The sequence below is a fragment of the Paenibacillus sp. FSL M7-0420 genome (assembly GCF_038002345.1).
Classification (GTDB): domain Bacteria; phylum Bacillota; class Bacilli; order Paenibacillales; family Paenibacillaceae; genus Paenibacillus_AQ.
Map to the genome: position 1 here is coordinate 5,375,486 of NZ_JBBOCJ010000001.1, position 24,293 is coordinate 5,399,778.

Consider the following 24,293-nt stretch of genomic DNA (forward strand, 5'->3'; position numbering starts at 1 on the left):
AAGCATAAGCCTAGTTTTATTGAGCACTCTCTTCATCGAATCTTCTTCGAAATAAAACTCGCTTCGTAAGCATAACCTTAGTTTTGGGAGCATGGCCCGAAAATATTATCCTAATTAAAGATGACGGAGCGCGCAAAGCGGGTCCGCCTCTTACACCAGCTGAAGTTGTAAACTGATTATGACATAAGACCTGTGATCCAGTCCATCACGGGATGATAAAAAACATAGATTCCGGCAATCACGGCAAACACCGCCGTAAGCAGCACGGCGCCTGCGGCGGTATCTTTGGCCTTCTTGGCCAAGGGGTGAACCTCAGGCGAAACCAGATCAATCGTCGCTTCAATCGCCGTGTTCAGCAGCTCGGCTGTCAGCACCAGCGTAATGGCCAGCAGCAGCAGCATCCAGCTTGACAGAGGAAGCCTGAACACAGCGGCGGCAATCACTACGATAACCGCAAGGCCGCTATGCACCTTCATGTTCAGCTCCGACCGGAATGCTGCCGCAATGCCGTGTGCGGCGAAGCGAAAGGAATGCCAGAATTTTTTGTGGCCCACCGCCGTATTCTTGACCATTAGCGTGTCAACCCGACCTGAGCCAGAGCCTTCTCCTGCTTGGACATCATTTCGGCCTCAGCCTCCGGCTCCTGATGATCATAACCCAGCAAATGCAGGAACCCGTGGACGAACAGGAAGCCCAGCTCCCGCTCCAGCGAATGGCCGTATTCCTCAGCCTGCTCCTGCGCCCGGGTAACCGAGATGATAATATCCCCAAGCACATTCGGTACTTCCTCCAGCTCTTCGTCCTCATCTGCCAGGTCGTACCGGATCTCCAGCTCATCTTCTCCGGCCTCATTCATCGCGAAGGAGAGCACATCGGTCGGACGGTCAATGCCGCGGTACTCGAGATTCAGCTCGTGAATGCGTTCGTTATTGACGAAGGTCAGATCCACTTCCCCCGTGTCAATCCCTTCCGCTTCCCCTGCTGTCTGCAGAATCCGCTCCAGCAGCTCGATCAGATCGCCGTTAATTTCATGTTCATCCTGTTCATTGTTCCAAACGACGCTCAGACTCATTTTTGATGGCCCCTTCCTCTTTTTTGGGCTTGCGCACATCCTCGGGGTATTCAATCCGGGAATGGAATATGCCCATTACCGTCTCTTTCAGTGTCCGTGAAATAATATCCAGCTCCTTGAGCGTCAGATCGCATTCATCGAACTGATGGTCATCCAGCCGGCTTTTGATAATTTTCTCAATCATGGTCTCCACCTGCACCACGGTTGGCTTGCGGAGCGAACGGACTGCGGCCTCCACACTGTCAGCGATCCCGACGACTGCGGATTCCTTCGACTGTGCCTTCGGGCCGGGATAACGGAAATCCTCCTCCGTGAAGTCCGGCTCTACACCCTTATCTTCTGCAAGCTTCAATGCCTTATGATAAAAATAATGCAGGAACGTCGTGCCGTGATGCTGCTCCGCAATATCGCGGATCGGCTTCGGCAGCTTGTATTCCTTCTGCATCTCCACCCCGTCCCGGGCGTGGGCCACAATGATCGACTTGCTCAGCTTCGGCTCAATCGAGTCATGCGGATTCTCCATATTGTTCTGGTTCTCTATGAAATAGAACGGGCGCTTCGTCTTGCCGATGTCATGATAATACGACCCTACCCGGCACAGCAAGCCGTCCGCACCAATCGCTTCGGCCGCAGCCTCGGACAGATTGCCTACCATCACGCTGTGGTGATAGGTTCCCGGCGTCTCTGTAAGCAGCTTGCGCAGCAGCGGATGGTTCGGGTTAGACAGCTCTACGAGCTTCAGGGCCGACAGAATGCCGAACGTTACCTCGAAGAACGGCATCAGGCCGATGACCAGCACTGCGGTAAGCAGACCCCCGGCAAAGGAGAAGCCCAGAGCATATAACGTATTCGTCTCGTTCCATACGCCGCCGCTCAGCATGGTCAGTATGGCTACGGTCAGGCAGCCGAGCAGGGACACCATAATACCACCCTTGAGCAGCGTTGAGCGCTGTCCGGCGCGGTGGGTCGAGAAGATGGCAACATAACTTACGATTAGGGCAAAGAAGCCGAAGGTGAAATCAAATATCGTATTCTGCTGGACATTCAGCAGGATACTGGCCAGAATGCTGAACAGAATGGAACAGAAATAAGCTAAGGTCATGTCCAGCAGCATGGAGATCAGCATCGCGCCCAGAGCCACAGGTGCCAGATAGCCTATATATGTCCGCACATCCGTTTGCAGGAAGGCCGTCAGCTTCATCATAACGATGGTAATGATAAAGACCAGAACCAGCATAAGCAGCTGGGAGTTATTGTATTTGAAGCCTGAGGCTCCGCCATTGTAGCGGATGAAAGTCATCAGGCCAAAGGACAGCAGTGCAGAGAGCAGGAGCAGGCCGAGCTGCGGCCAGTAATTAATCTCTTTGCTGAGCAGCCCGTTCTCATCCAGCAGCTTGTACAGCTCAGGGGTAATCTCCTGATTCTTGGCGACCAGCACATCCCCCTGCTCGATGAATACATCCGGTGTATTCTGACGGGCCTGCACCTTCGCTTCCTTGGTCGCGTCCTCGTCATAGAATTTGTTGGCGGTGATCACCAGCCGCACCAGCTCCTGAACCACCTCGCGGGCGGTCCGCTGGCCCAGCGAACTGACGCTGACCTGCTCAGCGACCTTAGCGCGCGCGCTCTGGGCGTCGGTAATCTGGTCGTTCATCAGCTTGGTGACAATATCCCGGGCCACCGGCTTCATTTCGATGATATCCTGCTGAGTCAAGCGCGGAATCTTGATATAGGTCTCTTCCGGAATGACGTAGGCCTGGTCCTTGATGACAGACTGCATTTCATTCAGCAGATGCTCGGAGTAAGTCCCGGCCTTTTGGCTGGCAGCCACAAAATTTAGGATAAAATCATTGGCCCGCCGCGGAATCTCTTCCCGGTAAATCTCCGTCTTCTCGCTCTGTGAAATCGTATCATCCTGATTTAGCCCGCCGATCCGGTCCAGCAGCAGAGTTACTAGATTCTCCGCCCGGATAGGAATAATGGCATAACGGTTGGTCACATTCTCTGCAGCAGTCTCCTGGGCCTTGAGCTTGGCGTTGGTGTCCAGGATTTGCTTGGGTGCTGTAATCTCCTTGGCACTGCGGGTTCCCTCTTTGATATCATACCTTTTGGGCAGCAGATCAGAGGACAGGCTGAGGTAGAAAACAACCGCGAGTAACAGGAAAAGAGCATAGCGCGACACCGCGCTATACTTCCATCCGCTGCTGCTATATACAAATCCGCTTAATTTCGATGGTTGCTTTGAGGCCATGAAGACAATCCCCTTTTTTATTGGAGGTTTTCGGCAGAGCGGTCATAGGCAACGATAATTTTCTGCACAAGGGAATGACGGACAACGTCCTGCTCAGCAAAGTATACAAAGCCAAGCTCCTCGATACCGGAAAGAATCGTTTTGGCTTCGATCAGCCCTGACTTCTTGCCGCGCGGCAAATCGATCTGGGTCACATCGCCCGTGATGACCATCTTGGAGCCGAAGCCCAGACGGGTGAGGAACATTTTCATTTGTTCGGGTGTGGTATTCTGCGCTTCATCCAGGATGATAAAAGCATCCTCCAGCGTACGCCCGCGCATATAGGCAAGCGGTGCAATCTCGATCAGCCCGCGCTCCAGCGCCTTCGCCACCTGATCAGGCCCCATAACGTCGTACAAGGCGTCGTAGAGCGGCCGCAGATACGGATCTACCTTCTCCTGCAAATCTCCCGGTAGGAAGCCCAGGTTCTCCCCGGCCTCTACAGCCGGACGCGTAAGCACGATCCGTTTGACCGAGCCTTCCTTCAGCGCCGTCACCGCGAGGACCACAGCCAGATAGGTCTTGCCGGTGCCCGCCGGGCCGATGCCGAAGACGATATCACGCTTTTTGATGGTGCTCACATAATGCTTCTGGCCAATCGTTTTGACACGGATCGGCTTGCCGCGGAATGTTGTCGTAATCTCGCCCTTGAACAGGTCCAGCAGCTGGTCGGCACGGAAATCCTTCGCCAGCTCCACGGCGTACTGCACATCGCGTTCGCTCAATATGTAACCCCCGCGTACGAGTGACAGCAGCACGTTGAAGAGCTGGCCCAGCATGTCCACTTCCCGCTCCGTACCGCGAATCGTGATTTCGGCCTCGCGTGAGTTAATAACTGCCGGAATTTCTTTCTCGATGATTTTCAGGAATCCATCCTGCGGGCCGAACAGGGATTGCGCTTCTCCCGCATTGTGCAAAGATATTTGAATGCTTGCAGTCTGTTCTGACAAGTAGCCTCATTCTCCTCAATTGTTTACTATCGGAAGCTCTTCCGCGATTCTCTCTTCCACCTCAAACAGCACTTTCATATAAACTTTACCATTCTCTTTCTTCTCATGCAAAATTTTTTGACTTTTGATGACGCTATCAGCGCCGTAACGCGCGAAAATATCGCTCTTGGCCCGCGTCAGCCCTTCTGCACGCGCGGCCTCCGAAGTAAGCGCTTCAGTGGTATATTTAATCTCCAGCTCCTTCTCGGTCATCAGGCCCAGCGGCAGCTGAAACGAGCGCCACGACAGCATGTCGGGCTCTGAAAGCGTACGAGACTTCGCAAACCCGGAGTCCCCGTAGCCCCATAGCTGAATTGCCCATTTGCCAAGAACGAGATAGGTGCGGTCCTTGCGTTCTCCTGTATACGCACTGCCCGTTCTTTTGAGCGGTACCTCCAGATTATATTCATGCCATACAAGGCCTTTGACCATGCCTTTGGCAACTACGAACTCTGTATTCTCCTCGTCACCAAGCGCTCCGGAGATGAGGATGTCCCCTTTTTTGACCCGCGAATTCCGGCTGACCACCGGTCTGCCCTGCTCCGCATAGATCTCAGTCACGACTGCATCGGTCCGGCTGATGAGATGGCGCTTGCTGAGCAGCGGTTTGTTATCCGGGCGGTCAGCTTCGACGACCTGTATGGTTATGCTCGTCCCGTTCCGGTGGAACCCGGCCCAAGTCAAGCCCGGAACCAGGGTGGTCAGCTCACGGGACAGCTCGTCCGATTCCTGCATGCGCCAAATCCACTGAAACGGATAGACGCCCTCCTTGCGTGCGGCTTCCAGGATGTCCTCGGTCGGAATGCGGGTATTCCCTTCAACCTTGACGCTCCAGATCATCGAGGAGAGCAGCAGCAGGCCTACACCGAAGATCAGCATACCTGCGGCAAAAAACTTCCGTCTCCACAAGCGCGCGAGGCGAAACGGAAGTCCGTGCCTGGCTGTAACATGCATACGGCAGCCTGTCTTTTTGAGGAGCGGGCGAAGCCGGAAAAAGTCATCCAGCAGCAGATTCAAAGAAGCGCCGTCCCCGGCAGGCCTCACATCCCAGATGATGATGCCCGCTCCAGTTACAGCATTAATGAATTTCTCCACCTGCGGTCCGCTCACATGCAGTGTAACGAACCCCCGCAGTGATGACAGAGGCGGTTCTTTCATGGATTCTCCCCACTTTCCTTATATCTGATTTCACCGATTACTCCAATGACGGCAAGCTCCTGGCCCAGAATATTGCGGATGACCAGTCCTTCACCGGAAATCTCCAGCACCCCTTGGGTTAATGCCAGCCTGAGCTGCTCCGAAGAGAAGTGCAGCACGCCGCGGTGGTTCTCAATATACAGCTCCTTATTGCCGATCAGGGTGATCCGGGGCATCTCCTGCAGCACATCCTGCGGAAGATCCAGTACCCCGTTTGTCCATCCCCGCAGCCTGCGGCCGATACGGGTCATAAGTAGACGCTCCCCCTTCCTGCCTTCTGTACACCTTATGCGGCGGGGCGGCTGTTTATGAGAAGAACTCACACCCTTCTCCCAGGGAAAACAGCAAAAAAGCCTGAATCCCTTCCGGTTAAGGAATGGATTCAGGCTTATGTGCAGTATTACATGTTGATCGGGAGGCGGAGGCAAGATCTTAGCGCCGCGTGGAATGCGGCTGGCGGGCACGGGGCGGACCCAGCACCTCCGCCCATACCAGACCGCTGCGCAGCGCGTCAGGGTCGCCTGTGAGCGGATGGGCAGCATATGCCGATGATGCTGCATCTGCGTCCTCCCCGCCTGCTTCGGAGCCCGCAGACGGGACCGCAGCCGCCATTCCGTCGAAGGCAGCCTGCAGCGCCTCCAGCTCCCGCTGCATGCGTTCTGTGCGGGCCTCCACGCTGTCCAGGTCATCGGCCTGTTCCAGAGACACCCCTTCGCCGTTCTCATCATCGGCAGCCGGCTGCTCAGCCTCAGCCCATGCTGGCGAATACGGGGCCTCCTGAGCATCCGGCGGCAGGGCAGGCCGGTCCGGGCCAGCCTCTGTCCCGGCAGGCGCAGGGAAGCCGCTGCCCTGCTGCTGTGCGTGTCCGGCCTTCCAGCGGCGGGGCAGCATATTGCCGCTGCCCCCGCCGCCGCCAAAGGTAGGCATCCCTCCGCGCGGAGCCTGTTTGTCTTTGCCCTTTCTTTTGTTCAGATTGGTGATGATCGCTATGGCCGCAAGCACCAGGAAATAGATCACGCCGCTCATGGGAGCTCACATCCCTTTATTTGTGGGGCGGACGGCTGCTGTCGTCCCCATCGTTTAGTTTGCCGAGGGAACCGCGCATCTGCGTATCTGCCTCGATGTTTTTAAGATTCATATAATCCATCACGCCAAGCTTGCCGGAGCGCAGGGCTTCGGCCATCGCCAGCGGAACCCGAGATTCGGATTCAACGACCAGCGCCTTCATCTCAACCACGCGGGCCTTCATCTCCTGCTCATGGGCAACCGCCATCGCCCGGCGTTCCTCAGCCTTCGCCTGGGCGATGCGCTTATCCGCTTCTGCCTGCTCGGTCTGCAGGTACGCACCAATGTTCTTGCCTACATCCACATCCGCAATATCAATGGACAGAATTTCAAAGGCAGTCCCTGAGTCCAGACCCTTGGACAATACGGTCCGGGAGATGGAATCCGGATTCTCCAGCACATCCTTATGCGAATTACTGGAGCCGACTGTGGTTACAATCCCCTCGCCGACACGGGCAATAATCGTCTCTTCGCCCGCACCCCCGACCAGCCGGTCGATATTGGCCCGCACCGTTACCCGTGCCTTGACCTTGACTTCAATCCCGTTCTTGGCTACAGCCGCAACAATCGGCGTCTCAATGACACGCGGGTTAACGCTCATCTGAACCGCCAGCAGCACATCTCGTCCAGCCAGATCGATGGCGGCGGCACGTGTGAATTCCAGCGGAATATCCGCTCTCTGGGCGGCAATCAGCGCGTTCACTACACGGTCCACATTCCCTCCGGCCAGATAATGGCTCTCAAGCTGATTGATATTCAGCCCCAGCCCGGCCTTAGTCGCTTTAATCAGCGGATTGACAATCCGGCTCGGCGTTACCCGGCGCAGACGCATGGCTACCAGCGTGATAATGCTGATTTTGACCCCGGAGGCCCAGGCGGACACCCACAGCATGACGGGGAAGAAGCTGAAGAAGACGCTTAGTACAATAATCACGGCTACCGCGATCAGCAAAAAAGTAATCATAGATGCTTCTAACATACGCTTACCTACCTCCGATATTTTGATAGACAAAAATTATTTCACAGCTTCCTTCACTACCACACGGCCGCCCTCAACCTTCACCACGGACACGGCCGTCTGCGCCTCGATGAACCCGCCTTCTGTCACCACATCTATCCGTTCGCCGCCAAAGGTCGCGGTTCCGGACGGACGCAGCGGGGTTACACTCATGCCGGAAGCCCCGATCAGACGCAGCTTCTCCGGGACAGGCACGAATCCCTTTTCTCTGGTAAGGCTGTCCTGAAGGATGAACCGGTTCCAGATTCCCCGCTCCTTGAAGACTACGGCTACAATCACAATAACCACAGCCGCCGCCGAAAAAGCAATACCAAGGCTGAACAGCGCATGTGTAAAGCTGTAAGCAGCCCTTACAACACCCGCCACCAGACTGATGGACCCGAGGATTCCCAGAATACCGAAGCTCGGCACGAACAGCTCCAGAATCAGCATCACCAGTCCCAGAATGAACAGCAGCAGCGTCTCCGCCCCGGCGAAGCCGGCCACATAGTTGCCGAAGAAGTAGAGGGCAAATGCCAGCGTACCGACAATTCCGGGCACCCCAAAGCCGGGCACCAGCAGCTCGATGAACACACCGGCGATGCCCACAAAGAGCAGAATTGTCATGACTACCGGATGAGTCAGAAATTGCGACATTTTCTCCGCACCGGTATGTTCAATGCGAAAAATGTCGTCTGTCGAGTAGCCCAGCCAGGTAATCGCCTCCTGCTCCGTTCCAGCAATCCGGTCGGCGTAACCAGCCTGAAGTGCTTCATTGCTGCTCAGAGCGATAATCTCGCCCGCCTGCTTGTTCACGCCCAGTTCCGGGCGGTTAACTACCAGATGAACATCCATCATGCCGGCAGCCACTTCAGGATCACGCCCGTTCAGCGAGGCAGCCCCGATCATTTTGGATTTCCAGTACGATACCATCTTGGCGTCTTCCACGCTCTTCCCGTTCATGTCCACCAGCGAAGCGGCCCCGATCATGCTGCCCGGCTTCATGATAATGGCGTCCGCGTTCAGCGCGATATAGCTGCCTGCTGAAGCGGCGTTGCCTTTGATATAGGCTACTACCGGGATCTTGCTGTCTCTGACCAGAGTGCCGATTCGTTCGGCGGAATCCACCCGCCCTCCAGGTGTATCGATCTCCAGAACAATCAGAACTGCGCCGTAATTCGCCGCCTCCTGAAAGCCCCGTTCCAGAAAGCTCTGCAATCCGCGTTCGATTTCCTGGTCCACCGGAATGATGAAGACCGGGCCGCCGACAACTGTACCCGCCGCTGCGCCCGGTGCGCGGACCGCTTCATTATCCGCCTGAACCGTCCCCGCCAATGGCAGGAACAGAAGAACCATTAAGGCCGCGATACAGGAAAATATGATGGTGCGTAACTTATTCAAGCCTGCGCCCCCCTTTTGTACGTGAACCATTTGCATTCTCAACTTATCATTTTATGTAAGTCTGCATATAATTCTTAGTATACCTTATACGCAGTTCTATCCAAAAAGCTCCACACAATGAAAAACACCCCTTATAAAAGGGGTGCTAGCGTTATATTATTGCAGAAATTGCTGAACCGCCTGGTTCACAAGTTTACCATCGGCGCGACCTTTGACCTTAGGCATCAGTGCGCTCATCACCTTACCCATTTCACTTTTCGAAGAAGCACCGGTTTCCTGGATGGTCTGCTGTACAATTACTTTAATTTCTTCTTCGGTAAGCTGCTCGGGAAGATATTTAATGATAATCTCGATTTCTGCCTTAGTACTCGCGGCAAGCTCATCGCGACCCGCTGCTTCAAATTCTTGGAGGGCATCTTTGCGCTGTTTGATTTCACGACTAAGGATATCAAGCACTTCGTTGTCGTCTAATGTTCTCTTCAAATCTATTTCAAGATACTTTATTGTAGAACGAACCATTCGAATGGTGGAGAGTGTGAACTTGTCCTTACTCTTCATCGCTTGCTTCATATCTTCGTTCAATCGTTCGCTAAGATTCATGCGTGGGTAATCCTCCTAAAACTTTCTCTTACGAGCAGCCTCAGACTTCTTCTTGCGCTTTACGCTTGGCTTCTCATAATGCTTGCGTTTCTTCACCTCAGCCAAGACACCATCCTTAGCAATGGAACGTTTAAAGCGACGAAGTGCAGCATCAATTGTCTCGTTTTTGCGAACTTTCGTTTCAGACACCAGTTTTCCCTCCCTCCGACCAGACCGTCCAAGAGCATAACAACACGGTTCATCACCTTTCATTATAGGTCAAACCTAAATAAGGTGTCAACCTTCGCGTTATTCTTTTTTCAGCCGGGCTGTACATAGTTGCATTGCTTACTTAGGCATGAGAGCTGGAGTTCCCCGTAAGGGCACCAAGCTTGGCTCCGCCCAGCAGATGATAATGCAGATGCGGCACTGCCATCCCGCTGTCCGGACCGCAATTATTAATCAGCCGGTAGCCGGTATCGGCAATTCCGAGCTCTGCGGCAAGCTGCTGTGCTACGGCATGAATCTCGCCAATCAGCGGCAGATCCTCAGGCGTAACCTCATTCATGGAAGCGATGTATTTCTTCGGGATAATCAGCACATGCACAGGGGCGGCAGGCTCAATATCGTGGAACGCCAGAATCCGCTCATTCTCGAACACCTTTTTGGACGGGATTACACCTTCGATAATTTTGCTGAATACAGTTTCCATACCACGCTTCCTCCCAAAAAATTTGTAATGCAGAAGCTTGCATCCGGCACTTTCCGCAGCACAGGCTGAGATAACAGACACGAACCTAACTGTTATTCGTGCAACGGCCACACGCCACTCACAGGCGATGATCCGTCAATACAGCTAGAGCTCTGCGGGGCGCACACGCCTGAAGATCATCGGGCTTCCGGCCTGATCGGCTTCGCGACAAATTTCAATTTATGGAACTAATCATACAGGAATTTGAGCAAATACGAAAGGCGGAAGGCTATATTCTGGTAAAACCAGATGTTTGGGGCGGCTTATGCTGGGATGGTAAGGGAAACTGGGCGGGCAGCGATGTGTTGTGGGGAACAGGGGTGGAGGGTGGATGATCACGATAACAGGGGGTGTAGAGAGGGCGGGCTGTATTATAACAGGGTGGGCGGCAAAAATTTTGTTCAGTTTCTCGTCTACATTCGATCCGGGAAAATCTTCATTAGCACAATTGGCCCTCTAACCCTTCGCTGTAGCATAATGTATTCGGTTTTCCGCAAACATTTTGTTCGATTGTCTTTAAGGAGGGTGCTCCCTCTTTGGGGTACGACCGTTGCTAATTTTGAGCGTGGACCCAAAAAAAGACAAAAAAAAGGAAACACCCTTCACAGCTCATCTGAGCTGCTTCGGCAGCGGACGTATGAGAAGGAGTTCATTCCCTGTCATACGTCCGCCGAGGTGTTTCAAATAATGTCGGCTTAGCTGTATTATAACAGGGGGTTGGAGGTGTATCTGTGATTCTCATCACAACCAACCCCGGCTTTCACATTTTTTCCAAAAGAATGGTTGAACCCCCGCCGCCCTGCTCTGCAGGAACCACGATCAGCTTGCGCGGCAGGCGGGCCCGAAGCTCAGGAACATGGCTGATAATGCCCACAGACAATTGGTCATTATGCAGTCTCTCCAGTGAAGTGATGACGGTGTCGAGCAGATCCGGGTCCAGGGTGCCAAAGCCCTCATCCAGGAAAAAGAATTGCAGCGGGTATTGTCCGCGCAGCTGAATCTGGGCTGACAGGGCAAGCGCCAGCGACAGGGAGGTCAGGAAGGTCTCTCCCCCGGATAACGTGGACACTGGACGTCTAACGCCGCCATTCCCGTCATCCCGGATGACGAAGCCCCCGCCTGAATCCACCTCCAATGCATAACGCTGCTTGCTCAGGAACCGCAGACGCTGTGACGCAGCCTGGCATACCTGCATCAGCTGCTCCTCTGCAATATACTCGACAAAGGCATTGCCGCGCAGTACGGTCTGCAGCTTGGATAGACGCTCCTGCATCGCCGCATGTCCGGCCCGCTTGTCCTCCAGCTCTACCCAGCGGATATGGCGCTGCTGCAGATCCTCCAGATCCCGCTCTGCCCGTGCACGGGCCTGAAGCGAGGCTTCATCATCCTCTTTGCACCTCAGCAGTGCGTCCTGGCTCTCCTGCCATTCTTCACTGCTGAGCACAGCTCCAGCCAGCTTGTCTTCAATACTCCGCAGCTGCAGCAGGCACTCCGCCTCTTCTTCGCGGTAGGACTTCACCCGCTCAGCGGCCTGCGCCCGTTCTCCAGCCTCCAGCGATGAGGCCTCGACCTCTGCGGCCGAAGCGAACGGCGAAGACTGCAGACTCTCCTCCCACTGGGCGGAGGCAGCGGTATAATGCTCCTGCGCCGATTCTGCCGCCTGGCGGGCTACCGCAGCTTCACGGGTCTGCTGCTGCGCCTTGTCCGCTGCCCGGCGGTGTTCCTGCCGGCTGCGTTCCAGCGCAGTCTGCAGCTCCAGCAATCTGCGTTCACATGCGGCCAGCAGTTCCCCGGCAGGCTGGCCGTCGGTCCATTCGCGCAGTCGCTGCTCTTTATCACGGGCAAGCGCCTCTTTGCCTTCAAGCTGCGCATCCCACTGCGCCAGCTCCTTGTCCAGCCCGGCCAGCTGCTCGTTCAGCGTCTGTACGGCGAGGCTTTTCTCGTCCAGGAACTTGACGCTGATCTCCAGCCGGCTGCGGATCTCCTCGGCGCGTTCATCCTTGCCAAGCATCTCCTGATACGTTCTCTCCGCTTCCTCCGGGGCAAGCTGCGGGAAGAGACGGCTCCATTCCTCCCTTAGCTTGCTGGCTGAAGCAGCCAGTTCCTCTGCCTTGACAGACAGCCCCTGCAGCCAAGTCTTCTCCGCTTCGGCACCTGCTGCTTCCTTGTGATACACCTGCTCCAGCTCCTGCAGGGAACGCTGCCAGTCAGCGGCCGCACGGCGCAGCTCTGCGGAGCGTCCTCGCAGCGCGGCCAGCTGCTCGTTCAAGGCAGACAACTGGCCATTCAGCGCAGATAGGGCTTGTTCATCCGGGAGGTGCGAGGGTGCCGGTGCCTGGGAGTCGGGAGACTCCGGGGCGTTTAAGGAACCAGGTGCGGCGTGTGAATCTGAACTGTTCAGAGAGTCAGATGCTGCATAAGAGCCGGGACTGCTTGAGAGCTTGGAAGCCTTAAGAGGCTCCGAAGTGCTCAAGGAATCAGAAGCGGTGTGAGACTCGGAATTGCTGAGAGTGGTAGGTGCGGCGTGAGAAGTAATGCTTGCCGTCTTGTCCGCAGCCGGCTCTGCCCCGGCCGAGCCAGCGGCCGACTGGTGCAGCGCCTCTTCGGACGCGGCTCCCGCTAGCCCGGCAAGCCACGAGCTGTCCTGCTCCAGCAGGCTGTGCAGCAGATGGCGCGTCTCCAGCGCCTGCCGGGCCTGAGCGCGGACATGGCGGAGCCTATTGTCCAGCTCCTCAGGGTCCCCCTGCTTCTGAACAAGCGCAGGGGAGGGGTGATGCTCACTGCCGCATACCGGGCAGGGAACCCCTTCCTGGAGTTCACCGGCGAGTGCCTGCGAGAGCCGGTGAACCTCCTGCTCCTTCAGCGCAGCCTCCAGCGCGCTGATGTGCCCCTCCAGGCGGCCGGCAGCGTCTCCCGCTGCCCCTTCGGCCGTCCGCAGCTCTTCCTGGTGCAGGGCGGCGGCGGCCAGCAGCTCCCCGCGCCCGGCATCCAGCGCCTGCCGCCGGGACCCGGCGGCGGCCAGCCGCGCTTCCGCCGCTGCGAGCACCGCCGCGCGGCCCTGGCGCTCACGTTCTGCCGATTCCCACTGGGCCTCGGCAGAACGCAGCCCCTGCAGTCTCTGCATGGCTTCCTGCAGAGACTGCCGCTCCTGGGAGCGGACCGCCAGCGGCTGCAGGCTCTGCTGCAGCTCGTGCTGTTTCTTTTGGCCACGGGCCAAAAGCTCACGCTCCCGGGCCAGGCTCTCCCGCCCGGCGGCTAAGGACCGGGCGGCTTCCTCGCGGCGCGCCTGCAGCGCCGCCCGCTCGCTGTGCAGCGCGCCGAGCTCGGCCTCCAGCTCGAGCGCGCGCCGGTACCGGCCCTCCTCCTCGCGGAGGGCCGGCTCGCCTGCGGACAGCGCGGCCTGGGCCGCTGCTTCCGCTTCCGCCCCGGCCGCCGCCTCCTGCACGGCGGCGGCGGCCAAGGCCTCAAGGCCCCCGGCGCGTGCCGCCCGGGCCTTCCAGGCCTCCTCCGCGCTGCGCCAGGCCTTCAGCGCGGGCAATCTGCGCTCGGCCTCGTCCGCCTTGCCGAGCTTCTGCTCCAGGAGGAGGATCTGCTCCTCCTGGGCCAGCAGGGCCTGCCGCTGCGACTCGCGGCGGGTCCGTTCCTCCTGCAGCTCGCGGATGCGGGCGAAGCGCTCGGCGCGCTTCGCAGCCTCCGTGAGCCGCCCCCGGCAATCCGCCGCATGACGGATCGCCTCCTGCACACGGACGGCGGCCGCTTCCACATCTGCCTTACCCGCGCTGCCCAGCCCCTGCTGCTCAGCCTCCAGAGCGCGCAGTGCCGCCTCGTTCTCCTTGACGCGGCGGCTCAGCTTAAGTGCAAGCCCGTCGCCGTACTGCTCCAGATGGAACAGACGCTGGAGCATCTGCCTGCGGTCCACGCCCCGCAGCGACAGGAACTCGGCGAATTTGCCCTGCGGCAGCACAACGGCCCGGGTGAAGTCGTCCATCTTCAGCCCGATGTGCTCCTCGACACAGCGCGTAACCTCCGCCAGCTTATCGGCCATCACAAGATCCCCGTCCGCCTTCACCTCGATGAACCGGCTGATCGTATTGCTGACCGACTGCTCCCCGGTGCGTTTGAACTTCCGTTCCACGCGGTAGCGGCGCGCCCCGGAAGAGGAGTTCAGCTCGAAGGTGAAGGCCACGCTGAGTTGGTCCTCGGAATGGTTCATAATCCCCTGGGTTCCGTTCACGGCGCGCTCCACTTTGCCGTACATCGCCAGTGTAATCGCGTCCAGCAGACTGGATTTGCCGCTGCCTGTCGGACCGAAGATCCCGAACAGCCCCGTCTCGGTCAGGCTCGCAAAATCAATCTCCTGCTGCGCCCGGTAACTCTGCAGCCCGGATAATTTCAATAATATCGGCTTCAAATCAGTTCTCCTCCCCTTCCGCAGCTTCGTGCCGCTCTTCTTCCGCCAGCTCCAGGAACAGCTCAATCAGGCTGTCATCCGGCTCCGCACCGCCGGTCTGGCGCTGATAGAACCTGCGGAACAGCTCCTGTACCGGCATGCGGGAGCGGGACATCTCTTCCAGCTCCTGCTCCATCTGCGGATAGATTGGCCGGATATGGACGATGCCTTCCCGTGACTTGCGCAGCCGCTGGATATCATTCATCGACATCGCCTCGGTCAGCCGCAGCTCCAGATCAATGAATGCTCCTTCATCCCTGCCCTCATCCAGCCAGCCGTAGACCTCCTGCAATCCGCCCGCAGACTTCCAGTTCACCAGCGGACGCCCGCAGGAGAGATAGATCTCCTCGAACACCGGCTCCCCGCCGGGTGCGACATCAATCATGGCCACCGACTTGGCCTGGCCTGCTTCTGAGAAGCTGTAAGCCAGCGGAGAGCCGCTGTAGCGGATCATCCCGTCGCCCTTGACCCGCTGGGCGCGGTGAAGATGCCCAAGTGCGGTATATTGCGCGCCGCAAGAGAGTGCCGAAGGATCAACGGTATACGCACCGCCGACCTGGATCGGCCGTTCGGAGTCACTCTCCACGCCGCCCAGCACATAGATATGGCTCATCGCCAGATTGACGGTCTGCGGGGTGAACTCGCGTCCAAGCAGATTCATCAGCCGCCCCACCCGGGCGCTGTAAGCCAGCCTCAGCTCAGCCTCTCCGCTGTCTCCGGCAAGCAGCTCGCCCAGCCGGGCTTCGGAGGGGTAAGGGAGCGCAGCGATTTTGGCAACCTCGCCGGTTCTGGCCACATGCACCGTGACCGGTTCCGAAGTCGGCATTCCGACGAGCGTAATCCCCTGTCTGCGGACAAGCGGAGACACGGAAGCTACGCGCTCCGGCTGGTCGTGATTGCCCGAAATAACCACCAGCGGACGGCCGCCTGCCGTCAGTCTGGCCGCCGCGTCATAGAACAGCTGCTCCGCCGCAGCCGGAGGATTGACCGAATCATAGACGTCCCCCGCCATGAGAATCAGATCCGCCCCGGAGGAATCGGCTATCCTAACCAGCTCATCCACGAACTGCTCCTGCTCCTTCTGCCGGCTTCGGCCCTCCAGCGTCCGCCCCAAATGCCAGTCTCCCGTATGCAATATACGCATTTCCGCCCTCTTTTCCCCGCCTGTCTGCGGCAATCATAGATTCATATAATAGATTGAACAATCGGCCAGTAATCCTGCACAGAATACAACATTCCTATTCCAATATGTGGCCCTATTCCGGAAGTATTGCAAGAAAAGCAGCATTTCCCCCGTCCAGTCCGATATACGGAGCTATTCTTGTATTTCATGCAGCAATCTGGTCCAATACGCGGCAATGTCTACACTCAAGCTGCAATATTTACAACATTTCGCATCTTATAGTCCCGCCGCCAACAATCACCGAGCAGAATGTATGAGCAGGTATGAATTAGCCTAAAACACCGCTTAGCACACCTATATCCGCCGCAGTTATCGCATCATTTCCCCGCCAATCACAATCTCACAGCATGTCCGCCGTCGAAAAAGTACAGCCATACCTCGCTGACCGGCTCGCCCAGAATATCCAGCAGCGCCTTGCTGTACAGCTCCAGCTGGAAACGGTATTTGTCCGACAGCTGTGTAAGCCCGTCTCCATGCGGAGGGATATGATCTGTTTTGTAATCCAGCAGAATCAGCCGCCCCTCTTCCCGGAACAGGCAGTCAATCACCCCTTGAATCAGTACCGTCTCTGCAAAATCACCGCCACCGCGTTCATCCGCAAGTCCGGCAGCCGCTTCATCCAAATAGTCAAGCCCCCGGTAGGCTTCACCGGCTGGCATCGTGTAGCTGAAGGGCTGCTCTCTGGTCTTCCAGGCAGAGTGGAAGAGTCTGTGGCCCAGCTCACTCTGGCAGAACTGCCCGACTTCCTCCAGCACCACCGCATCTGCCTGTTCCCTGCTAAGGATAGCAAGCCTTACAAGACGCTCAAGCGTAGCCTCCAGCACAGACCGGTCTACCGGCTCATCCAGGGGAATATGCTGCATCACCGTATGGTAAGCCGTTCCACGCTCTGCAGGGGTAAGTCCCCGCTTTTCCATGAATTTCGGCCGCTGGAGATGCAGGCTGTCCCTATACCCGCGTTCATTCCGTTCGTCCGGAATGCCCGGTAGCTTCCGCACCTCCAGCTGGTCGTAAGACGGCTGCTCCTGCATCGACAATAATCCCTTGAGCTCGGTGACCGAGGTCTTAGCAGGGATGCCTGACGCTGACGCATACCGGTAAGTCCAGCCCAGTCTCTCCGCAATCTCCGCAGCAGCCGGGGTCTCAGGTCTTGACACCGCCCTGCCCCTGCGGAGCGCCTCCAGAATTACCCGGCGTTGCTCGCTCTTGTCCTGATCGTCATCCCCTGCAAGAAAAGCGCCCGGGCTAAGCTCCGCTGCACCAGTCACCGTAATGCTCCAGTTCGACTCATCGCCATGCAGCACCGTGGATACCGGCCCCTCGCTGCCTGCCAGCTTGCGCAGAATAGCAGCGGCAGGGTGGCGGATCAACGCCGGTCCCACCCAGTCCAGATAACTGCGGCCCCGGGCCAGCAAGTGATCCGCCAGCAGCAGCTCCTCGCGGCCCTGCATCGCTGCCCAGCCGGAAGCCGTGCGCGGCAGATCCCTGACCGTACCCACCAGAATCATTTTGTCGCGCGGACGGGTCAGTCCGACGTAGAGCACGCGCATCTCCTCAGCGAGCAGCTCCAGCCGCGAACGGCGGTTAATCGCCAGATAGGGCAGTGTCGGGTAGCTGACCCGGGTCTCCCGCTCCACGAAGCGCGGCCCGAAGCCAAGCTCCTTGTGCATCAGGAACGGAGAATGGAGGTCCTGACGGTTGAACATTTTGGCCATACCTGCCAGAAAGACAACAGGGAACTCCAGACCCTTGGACTTGTGGATCGTCATAATTCTGACGCCCCCGGCCTCCTCGCTGCTTCCTCCGGCAACCCCCAGATCGCCGCCGTTCTCTCTCAGCCGTGAGATGAACACCAGGAAGCGGAATAGCCCTCTGGCCGAGGTCTCGTTCTCGAATTGAACAGCCCGGTCATACAGCGCCTTCAGATTGTTCTGGCGCTGAAAGCCTCCGGGAAGACCCCCGACCCACTCCAGATACCCGCTCTCCCGGTAGATCCTCCAGATCAGCTCGCTTAAGCTTCCTTGCCGGGCAGCATTTCTCCAGTTCTCCAGCCTATCCAGGAAGGACTTAAGCTTACGCTGCAGCGTAAGCGGAATATCCCGCAGCGCCGCCGAAGCATCGGTTCCGTCTATACCTTCCTGTACACCCTCATTTCCTGACGATGGCGTAAGCTCTGACGCGGCGGCTGTCTCTCCGGTTGTGTCACCGGTACCGGCATCCTGCCCCGCCAGCAGCGCAGACTCCCGGAACAGGTCCGGCTGATTGTCCAGCAGTGCTTCCCCTGCTTCAGAGGCCGCAACCAGCGCATCATAGAATGTTCCTCTGCTGCACAGCCGCACCTTCGCCAGCTCCTCCTCGCGAAGGTTCACTACCGGTGAGCGCAGCACTCCGGCCAGGGGAATGTCCTGGCGGGGATTATCGACAATCTGCAGCAGGGAGAGGGCAATCTCCACCTCCGTAGCCTGAAAATACCCCTTGTTCTGGTCCCCGTACGCCGGAATGCCTTCACCCCGCAGCTCCTCAATCATCAGCGGCGTCCATACCCGGGCCGAACGCAGCAGAATGACAATGTCGCCGTATACTACGGGACGCATGATCCGCAGTCCTTTATCATAGATCAGCAGCGGCTCACCGCCGGTCATTCCCGTCATCTGTGAGATACGCCGGGCAATGGCCCGTGCTTCCAGCTGCGCAGTCTCACTCTCGGCCGCCTCCAGCTCCAGAAGAGGCAGCTCATCGCCCTCTGCCGCTTCGTCCGCCGGACCCGTCGCAGAGGCTCCCTTGTCGATCAGCAGCAGCTCCGGCGCAAAATAAGTATCCGGGCCTTTCTCCGCAGCTCCCGGGAAGTTCGCTCCGTACACCAGCTCTGCCCGCTCATCATAACTGATCTCCGCGACATTGCTGTCCATGATCTGCCGGAAGACCATATTCACCGCATTCACCACTTCCAGCCTGCTGCGGAAATTGCGGGCCAGATCGATGACGAGACCCTCTTCCCGTTCCTCCTGTCCCGGATCAGCCCCCGCCCGGCCATCTGCCTCACCGGCATGCAGGGCGCTACCTGCACTGTCTCCGTAGGACGGACCATTACTGAACCTGCGGTATTTGTCCAGGAACAGGCCCGGCTCCGCCAGGCGGAACCGGTATATACTCTGCTTCATATCCCCGACCATGAAACGGTTGCCGGGGAATTCCCGGGAGATCAGCCGGACAATCTCCTCTTGCACACTGTTAGTATCCTGATATTCATCCAGCAGCACTTCGTCGAACTGGCTGCGGTACTCTATCGCAGCATCCGACGGGAGCGAATGCCCCGGCTGCGAGTCCGGATGGCGCAGAATCTGCAGGCAGTAATGCTCCAGATCACTGAAGTCCACCAGCCCCCGGCCCGCCTTTTCCAGCCGGTAGCGCTCACCGAACGCAATTACAGTCTCCGCCAGCTCCTGCATCAGCGGAGCCGCCGTATGAAGCTCACCCAGGAAGGATTCCGCCGGACGGCCGAACAGGGATTTTTGCAGCTCCAATAGGCTCTTCTTCACCTGATCCCGGATCGCCTTCACGCTCTCCTGAAGCAGAGGGTCGGTGGCATCCTTCTTGCAGGGCTTCAGCTTCCCGAAGGAGATCTCCATGAAAATATCATACAATCCGGCCCAGGGCTGTGAGTCCACTGCGTCCAGCAGACCTTGCGCCATCTCCAGATCGGCTGTGAGATTCTCCGCATAGGGTGCAGGACCGCCTGGCTGAAGCGCGATGTCACGCCCCTGCTCCAGCTGGCTGACCGCCCCCTTCAGCGTCAGCCTGGCTTCGGCGAGAATGCTCTGCACCCAAGGCGTATGGCTCAGAGCCTCAGCATCCGGCAGCGCAAAGTCGGCTGCGGTATCCCGCAGCCACTGCGCGGGCCAGGGATGGCTGCGCGCGAAATCATGCAGCCGCTGAATCAGCGAATGCACCGCATCATCGCTCCGTTCACCGCTGAACCAGTCTGCGAGCTGCACGAACAGGGTATCTTCCCCGTCCTCAGCAACCTCGCCGTATTTCTCTTCCAGCAGCTCTTCCAGCAGCTCCTGGCGCATCATCTCCGCCTCATGCTCATTCAGAATACGGAAGCCGGGATCGATTGGAATCATCTGGTAATACCTGCGGATTACTTCAAGGCAGAAGGAATGCAGCGTGGTAATAGAGGCTCTGCCCAGGAGAGCCAGCTGGCGGCGCAGATATTCGTTCCCGCCTTCACTGTCCTCCTCCAGCTTGCGCTCGAGCGCTTCCCGGATACGCTGGCGCATCTCGGAAGCGGCAGCCTTGGTGAATGTTGCCACCAGCAGCCTATCCACGCTGAAGCCCGCTTCCTCATTGCTGATTTTGCGGATAATCCGCTCGACGAGAACCGCCGTTTTGCCGGAACCGGCTGCCGCCGCCACGAGAATATCGCTGCCGCTCTCGGCAATGGCGCGCCACTGGTCGTCACTCCACAGACTGCCTTCCGGCTTCGTTTCGGGTACAGGTCTTGTGCTCACAGCTTCTCTCCTCCTTTGCGGGACAGCAGATCCCAGATCACTTCTTTGCCCGGCTTACTTAGAATATTATAACTATTGCCATCCACCGCTTCATCGAACTGGCAGACGGGACGGAAGGAGCAGAAGGTACAGGCCGTTTCCTGCTGGATGCGGTAAGGCTGTATCGCCACATCCCCCTCCGTAATGCTGGTCCCGATCTCCGAGATCGTGCTGCGCACCGAGGACCGCAGCTGCTCCCACTGCTCTGGGGTAGCTACAGATGCGCTGCTGTAGAAGCTGCCGTCACTCTTCAGCGCTACCGGAACAATAGAGGAATACCCTTTGTCTAGGGTGGTATCCATCAGCGATACTACCTCACGGTCGGCGGTCAGCAGGCCCTTCATCTTGAAGCGCTTCATCAGCTCCTGCTCCGCCTGTTCCCGGTTCATTCCGTTGGCTGAGGTCAGAAGCGGATCATGAACGTGGAAATAGAGCGCCCCGGCAGGCAGTGCTGCCTGGCCGAGCCATTGCTCGGAATAGGTCAGCAGCACATCAAGGTAAGTTAACATCTGCAGCGACAATCCATAGTAGACCTCATGCAGCTTGAGGTCCTTCTGGCTTGATTTGTAGTCGATAACCCGCAGCAGAATCCCCTGTTCCCCTTCAGCCTTATCCACCCGGTCAATCCGGCCGACCACCTCCATGACACAGCCGTTCGGCAGTGTAATTCTCAGCGGAGGCAGCTCCTGTCCCGGGCCGAAATCCAGCTCCAGCCCGACCGGCTCGAAGCTCCCGCGCCGCGAATGCTCCCCGAGGATGACCGAAGCGCGGCCGACAATATTCTTCAGCTTGCGCGAGATATAGCCGTATCGCTTGCTGCTCATCAGAATCTCTCCCTGTAACAGTGGTGACAGCTTATCCACTGTCGCCCCTGCCTCACGGCGGCATTCCTCCGCAGTCATGCTGCCCCAGCTGCGGCCTTGCTCCTGCAGCCGCTTCGCCATTTCACTAAGGGCCGCATGGAAAAGCTGCCCGATATCCGGAGCCTGGAGCTTATAGAGCTGGCGCTCCTTCAGCCTCAGTCCGTAGGAAGCGAAATGAGAGAAGGAGCAGGCAACGAACCGCTCCATCCGTGACACGCTGCCACGCAGCGTAGAGCCGCCATACAGGCGCAGGCTGGTCTCCTTCTTCAGCCGTATGCCTTCATTGCGGTAGAACAGCGAGCCGAGCAGCCGCTCCAGCTTCAGCTTCATGGACAGATCCGCATGGCGGTATTCCGCTGCCTGATCACCCGCAGGCTTGTCTGCGCCCTGCTCCGCCGCAAACCAGTTATAGACCTCCCACCACATGCCGGGTATCTCTGCCCCTTGACGCCACTGGCGGAGCTGAAGCAGCAGCATGCGGAGCGTCTGCTCAGGATGGCCGATGAAGTCCATATGGACAGCATCGTCATCATTGCCGCTCTGCGGGAAGCCGGAGAGGAATTGTTCATCTAACTGCTGCGGGAACATTCCCTGCAGCTGGCGGATGACCTCCGAAGGCAGCAGTGCTTTGCCCTCATCGTCAGCTGCAGCATAGCTGATCCACAGCTTCCTGCTGGCCGTCGTAAGCGCATTGTAGATCAGGAAGCGCTCATCCAGCAGCTTCCGGGAGGAGCCCGGCGCAAGCTCCATCCCGGACTTCTCCAGCAGGAGGCGTTCCCCTTCGGAAAGAATGCCGTCTTCCTTGAACTGCGCCGGCACCACTCCTTCGTTGAAACCGAGCAGGAAGGCGTACTTCACCCCCGACACCCGGGTACGGTCCATCGTACCTACCAGCACCTGGTCAAGAGCGGGCGGGACGAGCCCCATCTTAAGCTCAGCCAGACCGGTCTCCAGCACCCCGGCGAACAGGCTGAATTCTATCCGTTCCTTGCCCATCATCTCGGCAATCTGGTCCAGCAGACCCAGAACAGCGCCCCAGAGCTGGCTATGCTCCCGGGCGGCTTCCGGGCGGCCTTGCTTCAGAGATTCTGCCCCCATCCCTTCGAGCTTCCGTGCCGCTTCCGTATCCTCCAGCAGCAGATATACCGCCCGGCATAGCTCCAGACCGCTGCGGCTGGCTTTGATTCTCTGCTCAAATGACTGCAGCGGTTCCGCAACCGCCTTCCGGCAGGCCTCCATCCTTGCCAGCATCGCTTCATCTACAGCTTCACTGCCCTCCAGAGAGAGGCGCGGAATCCCCTTCCAGGAGCGCCCGTTCGTCCAGCGGGAGCCGTGAATGCCGCAGGCCAGCACGTAGTTCTCCAGCTCATCCATATGGGCGCGGGTAATGCTTCCGTCCAGCGGCAGCAGCAGCTCTGTCTTCACGCAGCGGAACACATCCTCATAACGCCAGCGGCGGCGGACGACATCCAGGGCCGAGCGGATGAATTCCACCAGCGGATGATGCAGCTCACTGAGCTTCTGGTCCAGGAAGAACGGAACGCCGAAGTCCTGAAATAACGGGGCGATCAGCGGCTCATAATCGGCCATATTACGCATGAATACCGCCATTTCCCCATATTTGGCTCCCGATTCTCTGGCCAGGGCCTGCATCTCGCGCAGCACGCCCTCCACCTCGGTGCGTCGTGAAGCTGCAGCCCGGATACTGATAGCTTCCTTCACCTGTTCAGCCGGTCCTGTCCAGGGATGCCGGCGCTGTAGTCCGCGCTCCAGATGCGCGAGTACCGGACTGTCCTTGAACCTTGGCAGGACGGGCGGAGCCAGCAGTTCATCCCACACGGTAAGTCCCATCTCTTCTGCTAATCCCCGCAGCTTAATGTAAGTAACCGCCGCCGGATGGAACAGCTCCAGTTCATGCGGGGCACCGCCCGGCGGATAGATCCGGTCCAGTGTGAGCGCAATGGTCATGGTGTCCGCGTACTGCATCAGCTCACGCAAGACGATGAATTCCTGGTTGCTGAAGCCGTGAAAGCCATCCACCCATATCTCGGCGCCGCGGATATAGGCAGAGTCCGCAATATGCTCAGCCAGTTCGGCCAGTCTGTCCTCTTCATCTATATAGAGCTGTGACATCTCCTGGTCCAGCTCACTGAAGACGAGATGCAGATCATCCAGCTTCCCGGCCAGAATAGGGCTGCCCAGCGTGGCATCCCGCATTCTGCCGATCTGCTCCTCCAGGTCTCCGGCTCCAAGACAGCAGCGCTTAAGCTCCGTGTGCAGACTGCTGAGCCGCTCCACAAATCCCGGCCGGTCCGAGGAAGCCCCGAACAGCTTCAGCTCCTCCTTGCGCTTGCTTATAATCTTGTAGATCAGCATCTTCTTGCCTTCTTCACTGATTGGCAGACTTGCGCTGCCGCCGGTCTCCTGCTTCACCCGGTAGGCAAGCCGCGAGAAGCTGAGCGTCTGGGCGCGCAGACTTCCCTTCACGCCGCCCGCCGCCAGCAGTCCCCGTTCCGCTCCGAACGATCCCTGCTCGGGAACAAGTATAATGATTGGGGCCCCCAGCGGCTCTGCCTTCAGCCTGGAGGACACCCGCTCCCATATTGTAGTCGTCTTGCCGCTGCCCGAGCGGCCGATGATGAAGTTAACCGTCATTTCAGCAGACTCCTTCCGTTGAACCCTGGCACTCAATGCAATACCAGAATCTATGAAACTTCTCGTCTCAATAGTATAGCATACCTCAACCGCACGCTCCAGAACGTACGTTTGCCATTGTTTGCAAATACACAAATAAAAGACTCTCCCGGAGCCGCGCAAACGGCAGACGGAAAAGTCTGAATAAACTCATCAGCTATAGCAGCTATTCTGGTTATGAACCACCTTTTAACTGTACCAAAATGCAT

Annotated in this window: 16 protein-coding genes; all 16 read right to left on the reverse strand. The window is 57.9% G+C overall.

The genetic code is table 11. The features are described 5' to 3' along the window. Positions 1-176: 176 nt before the first annotated feature. Positions 177-572 carry a diacylglycerol kinase family protein gene (locus tag MKX51_RS22965; protein WP_339311095.1) on the reverse strand — a complete coding sequence of 132 codons (396 nt, stop codon included), beginning with the start codon at positions 570-572 and terminating at the stop codon, positions 177-179. Further along, positions 572-1,072 carry an rRNA maturation RNase YbeY gene (gene ybeY / locus MKX51_RS22970; RefSeq protein WP_340938864.1) on the reverse strand — a complete coding sequence of 167 codons (501 nt, stop codon included), beginning with the start codon at positions 1,070-1,072 and terminating at the stop codon, positions 572-574. Before ybeY ends, MKX51_RS22965 begins: the two co-directional genes overlap by 1 nt. Beyond that, entirely contained in the window at positions 1,044-3,323 is a 2,280-nt protein-coding gene (locus tag MKX51_RS22975; protein WP_340938863.1) for an HD family phosphohydrolase, read from the reverse strand. Before MKX51_RS22975 ends, ybeY begins: the two co-directional genes overlap by 29 nt. A 17-nt stretch (positions 3,324-3,340) precedes the next feature. After that, positions 3,341-4,312, reverse strand: a complete 972-nt coding sequence (locus tag MKX51_RS22980; protein WP_036690294.1) for a PhoH family protein — start codon at positions 4,310-4,312, stop codon at positions 3,341-3,343. A 15-nt stretch (positions 4,313-4,327) separates the two neighbouring features. Beyond that, positions 4,328-5,509: a sporulation protein YqfD gene (yqfD, locus tag MKX51_RS22985; protein WP_076075818.1), complete on the reverse strand. Its 1,182-nt coding sequence runs from the start codon at positions 5,507-5,509 to the stop codon at positions 4,328-4,330. Continuing rightward, entirely contained in the window at positions 5,506-5,799 is a 294-nt protein-coding gene (yqfC, locus tag MKX51_RS22990; RefSeq protein WP_036690297.1) for a sporulation protein YqfC, read from the reverse strand. The genes yqfD and yqfC overlap by 4 nt, the downstream gene beginning before the upstream one ends. Before the next feature lie 181 nt (positions 5,800-5,980). Further along, positions 5,981-6,574: a hypothetical protein gene (locus MKX51_RS22995; protein ID WP_340993993.1), complete on the reverse strand. Its 594-nt coding sequence runs from the start codon at positions 6,572-6,574 to the stop codon at positions 5,981-5,983. Between the two features lie 16 nt (positions 6,575-6,590). Further along, positions 6,591-7,592, reverse strand: a complete 1,002-nt coding sequence (gene floA, locus MKX51_RS23000; protein WP_076075813.1) for a flotillin-like protein FloA — start codon at positions 7,590-7,592, stop codon at positions 6,591-6,593. Positions 7,593-7,628: 36 nt separating this feature from the next. Further along, a complete protein-coding gene (locus MKX51_RS23005) occupies positions 7,629-8,966 on the reverse strand; it encodes an NfeD family protein (RefSeq protein ID WP_340995690.1) in 1,338 nt (445 codons plus the stop codon). A 201-nt stretch (positions 8,967-9,167) separates the two neighbouring features. Further along, positions 9,168-9,611, reverse strand: a complete 444-nt coding sequence (locus MKX51_RS23010) for a GatB/YqeY domain-containing protein (protein WP_036724349.1) — start codon at positions 9,609-9,611, stop codon at positions 9,168-9,170. Between the two features lie 15 nt (positions 9,612-9,626). Then, a complete protein-coding gene (gene rpsU, locus MKX51_RS23015; protein ID WP_005547957.1) occupies positions 9,627-9,800 on the reverse strand; it encodes a 30S ribosomal protein S21 in 174 nt (57 codons plus the stop codon). A 142-nt stretch (positions 9,801-9,942) separates the two neighbouring features. Further along, positions 9,943-10,302 carry a histidine triad nucleotide-binding protein gene (locus MKX51_RS23020; protein WP_076075810.1) on the reverse strand — a complete coding sequence of 120 codons (360 nt, stop codon included), beginning with the start codon at positions 10,300-10,302 and terminating at the stop codon, positions 9,943-9,945. Positions 10,303-11,101: 799 nt separating this feature from the next. Beyond that, on the reverse strand, positions 11,102-14,752 hold the full coding sequence (locus MKX51_RS23025) for an AAA family ATPase (RefSeq protein ID WP_340993994.1): 3,651 nt from the start codon (positions 14,750-14,752) through the stop codon (positions 11,102-11,104). Between the two features lies 1 nt (position 14,753). After that, on the reverse strand, positions 14,754-15,935 hold the full coding sequence (locus tag MKX51_RS23030; RefSeq protein WP_340993995.1) for an exonuclease SbcCD subunit D: 1,182 nt from the start codon (positions 15,933-15,935) through the stop codon (positions 14,754-14,756). A gap of 371 nt (positions 15,936-16,306) precedes the next feature. Then, on the reverse strand, positions 16,307-20,488 hold the full coding sequence (locus tag MKX51_RS23035) for a UvrD-helicase domain-containing protein (RefSeq protein WP_340993996.1): 4,182 nt from the start codon (positions 20,486-20,488) through the stop codon (positions 16,307-16,309). Beyond that, positions 20,485-24,045 (reverse strand): helicase-exonuclease AddAB subunit AddB, encoded by a 3,561-nt coding sequence (gene addB, locus MKX51_RS23040; protein ID WP_340993997.1) that lies wholly within the window; start codon positions 24,043-24,045, stop codon positions 20,485-20,487. Before addB ends, MKX51_RS23035 begins: the two co-directional genes overlap by 4 nt. Positions 24,046-24,293: the final 248 nt, after the last annotated feature.

Bases quoted from the DNA above. Each gene is read 5' to 3' on its own strand.
- MKX51_RS22965 (WP_339311095.1), bottom strand. From the start codon at position 572: ATGGTCAAGAATACGGCGGTGGGCCACAAAAAATTCTGGCATTCCTTT.
- ybeY (WP_340938864.1), bottom strand. From the start codon at position 1,072: ATGAGTCTGAGCGTCGTTTGGAACAATGAACAGGATGAACATGAAATT.
- MKX51_RS22975 (WP_340938863.1), bottom strand. From the start codon at position 3,323: ATGGCCTCAAAGCAACCATCGAAATTAAGCGGATTTGTATATAGCAGC.
- yqfD (WP_076075818.1), bottom strand. From the start codon at position 5,509: ATGAAAGAACCGCCTCTGTCATCACTGCGGGGGTTCGTTACACTGCAT.
- yqfC (WP_036690297.1), bottom strand. From the start codon at position 5,799: ATGACCCGTATCGGCCGCAGGCTGCGGGGATGGACAAACGGGGTACTG.
- MKX51_RS22995 (WP_340993993.1), bottom strand. From the start codon at position 6,574: ATGAGCGGCGTGATCTATTTCCTGGTGCTTGCGGCCATAGCGATCATC.
- floA (WP_076075813.1), bottom strand. From the start codon at position 7,592: ATGTTAGAAGCATCTATGATTACTTTTTTGCTGATCGCGGTAGCCGTG.
- MKX51_RS23005 (WP_340995690.1), bottom strand. From the start codon at position 8,966: ATGGTTCTTCTGTTCCTGCCATTGGCGGGGACGGTTCAGGCGGATAAT.
- MKX51_RS23010 (WP_036724349.1), bottom strand. From the start codon at position 9,611: ATGAATCTTAGCGAACGATTGAACGAAGATATGAAGCAAGCGATGAAG.
- MKX51_RS23020 (WP_076075810.1), bottom strand. From the start codon at position 10,302: ATGGAAACTGTATTCAGCAAAATTATCGAAGGTGTAATCCCGTCCAAA.
- MKX51_RS23030 (WP_340993995.1), bottom strand. From the start codon at position 15,935: ATGCGTATATTGCATACGGGAGACTGGCATTTGGGGCGGACGCTGGAG.
- addB (WP_340993997.1), bottom strand. From the start codon at position 24,045: ATGACGGTTAACTTCATCATCGGCCGCTCGGGCAGCGGCAAGACGACT.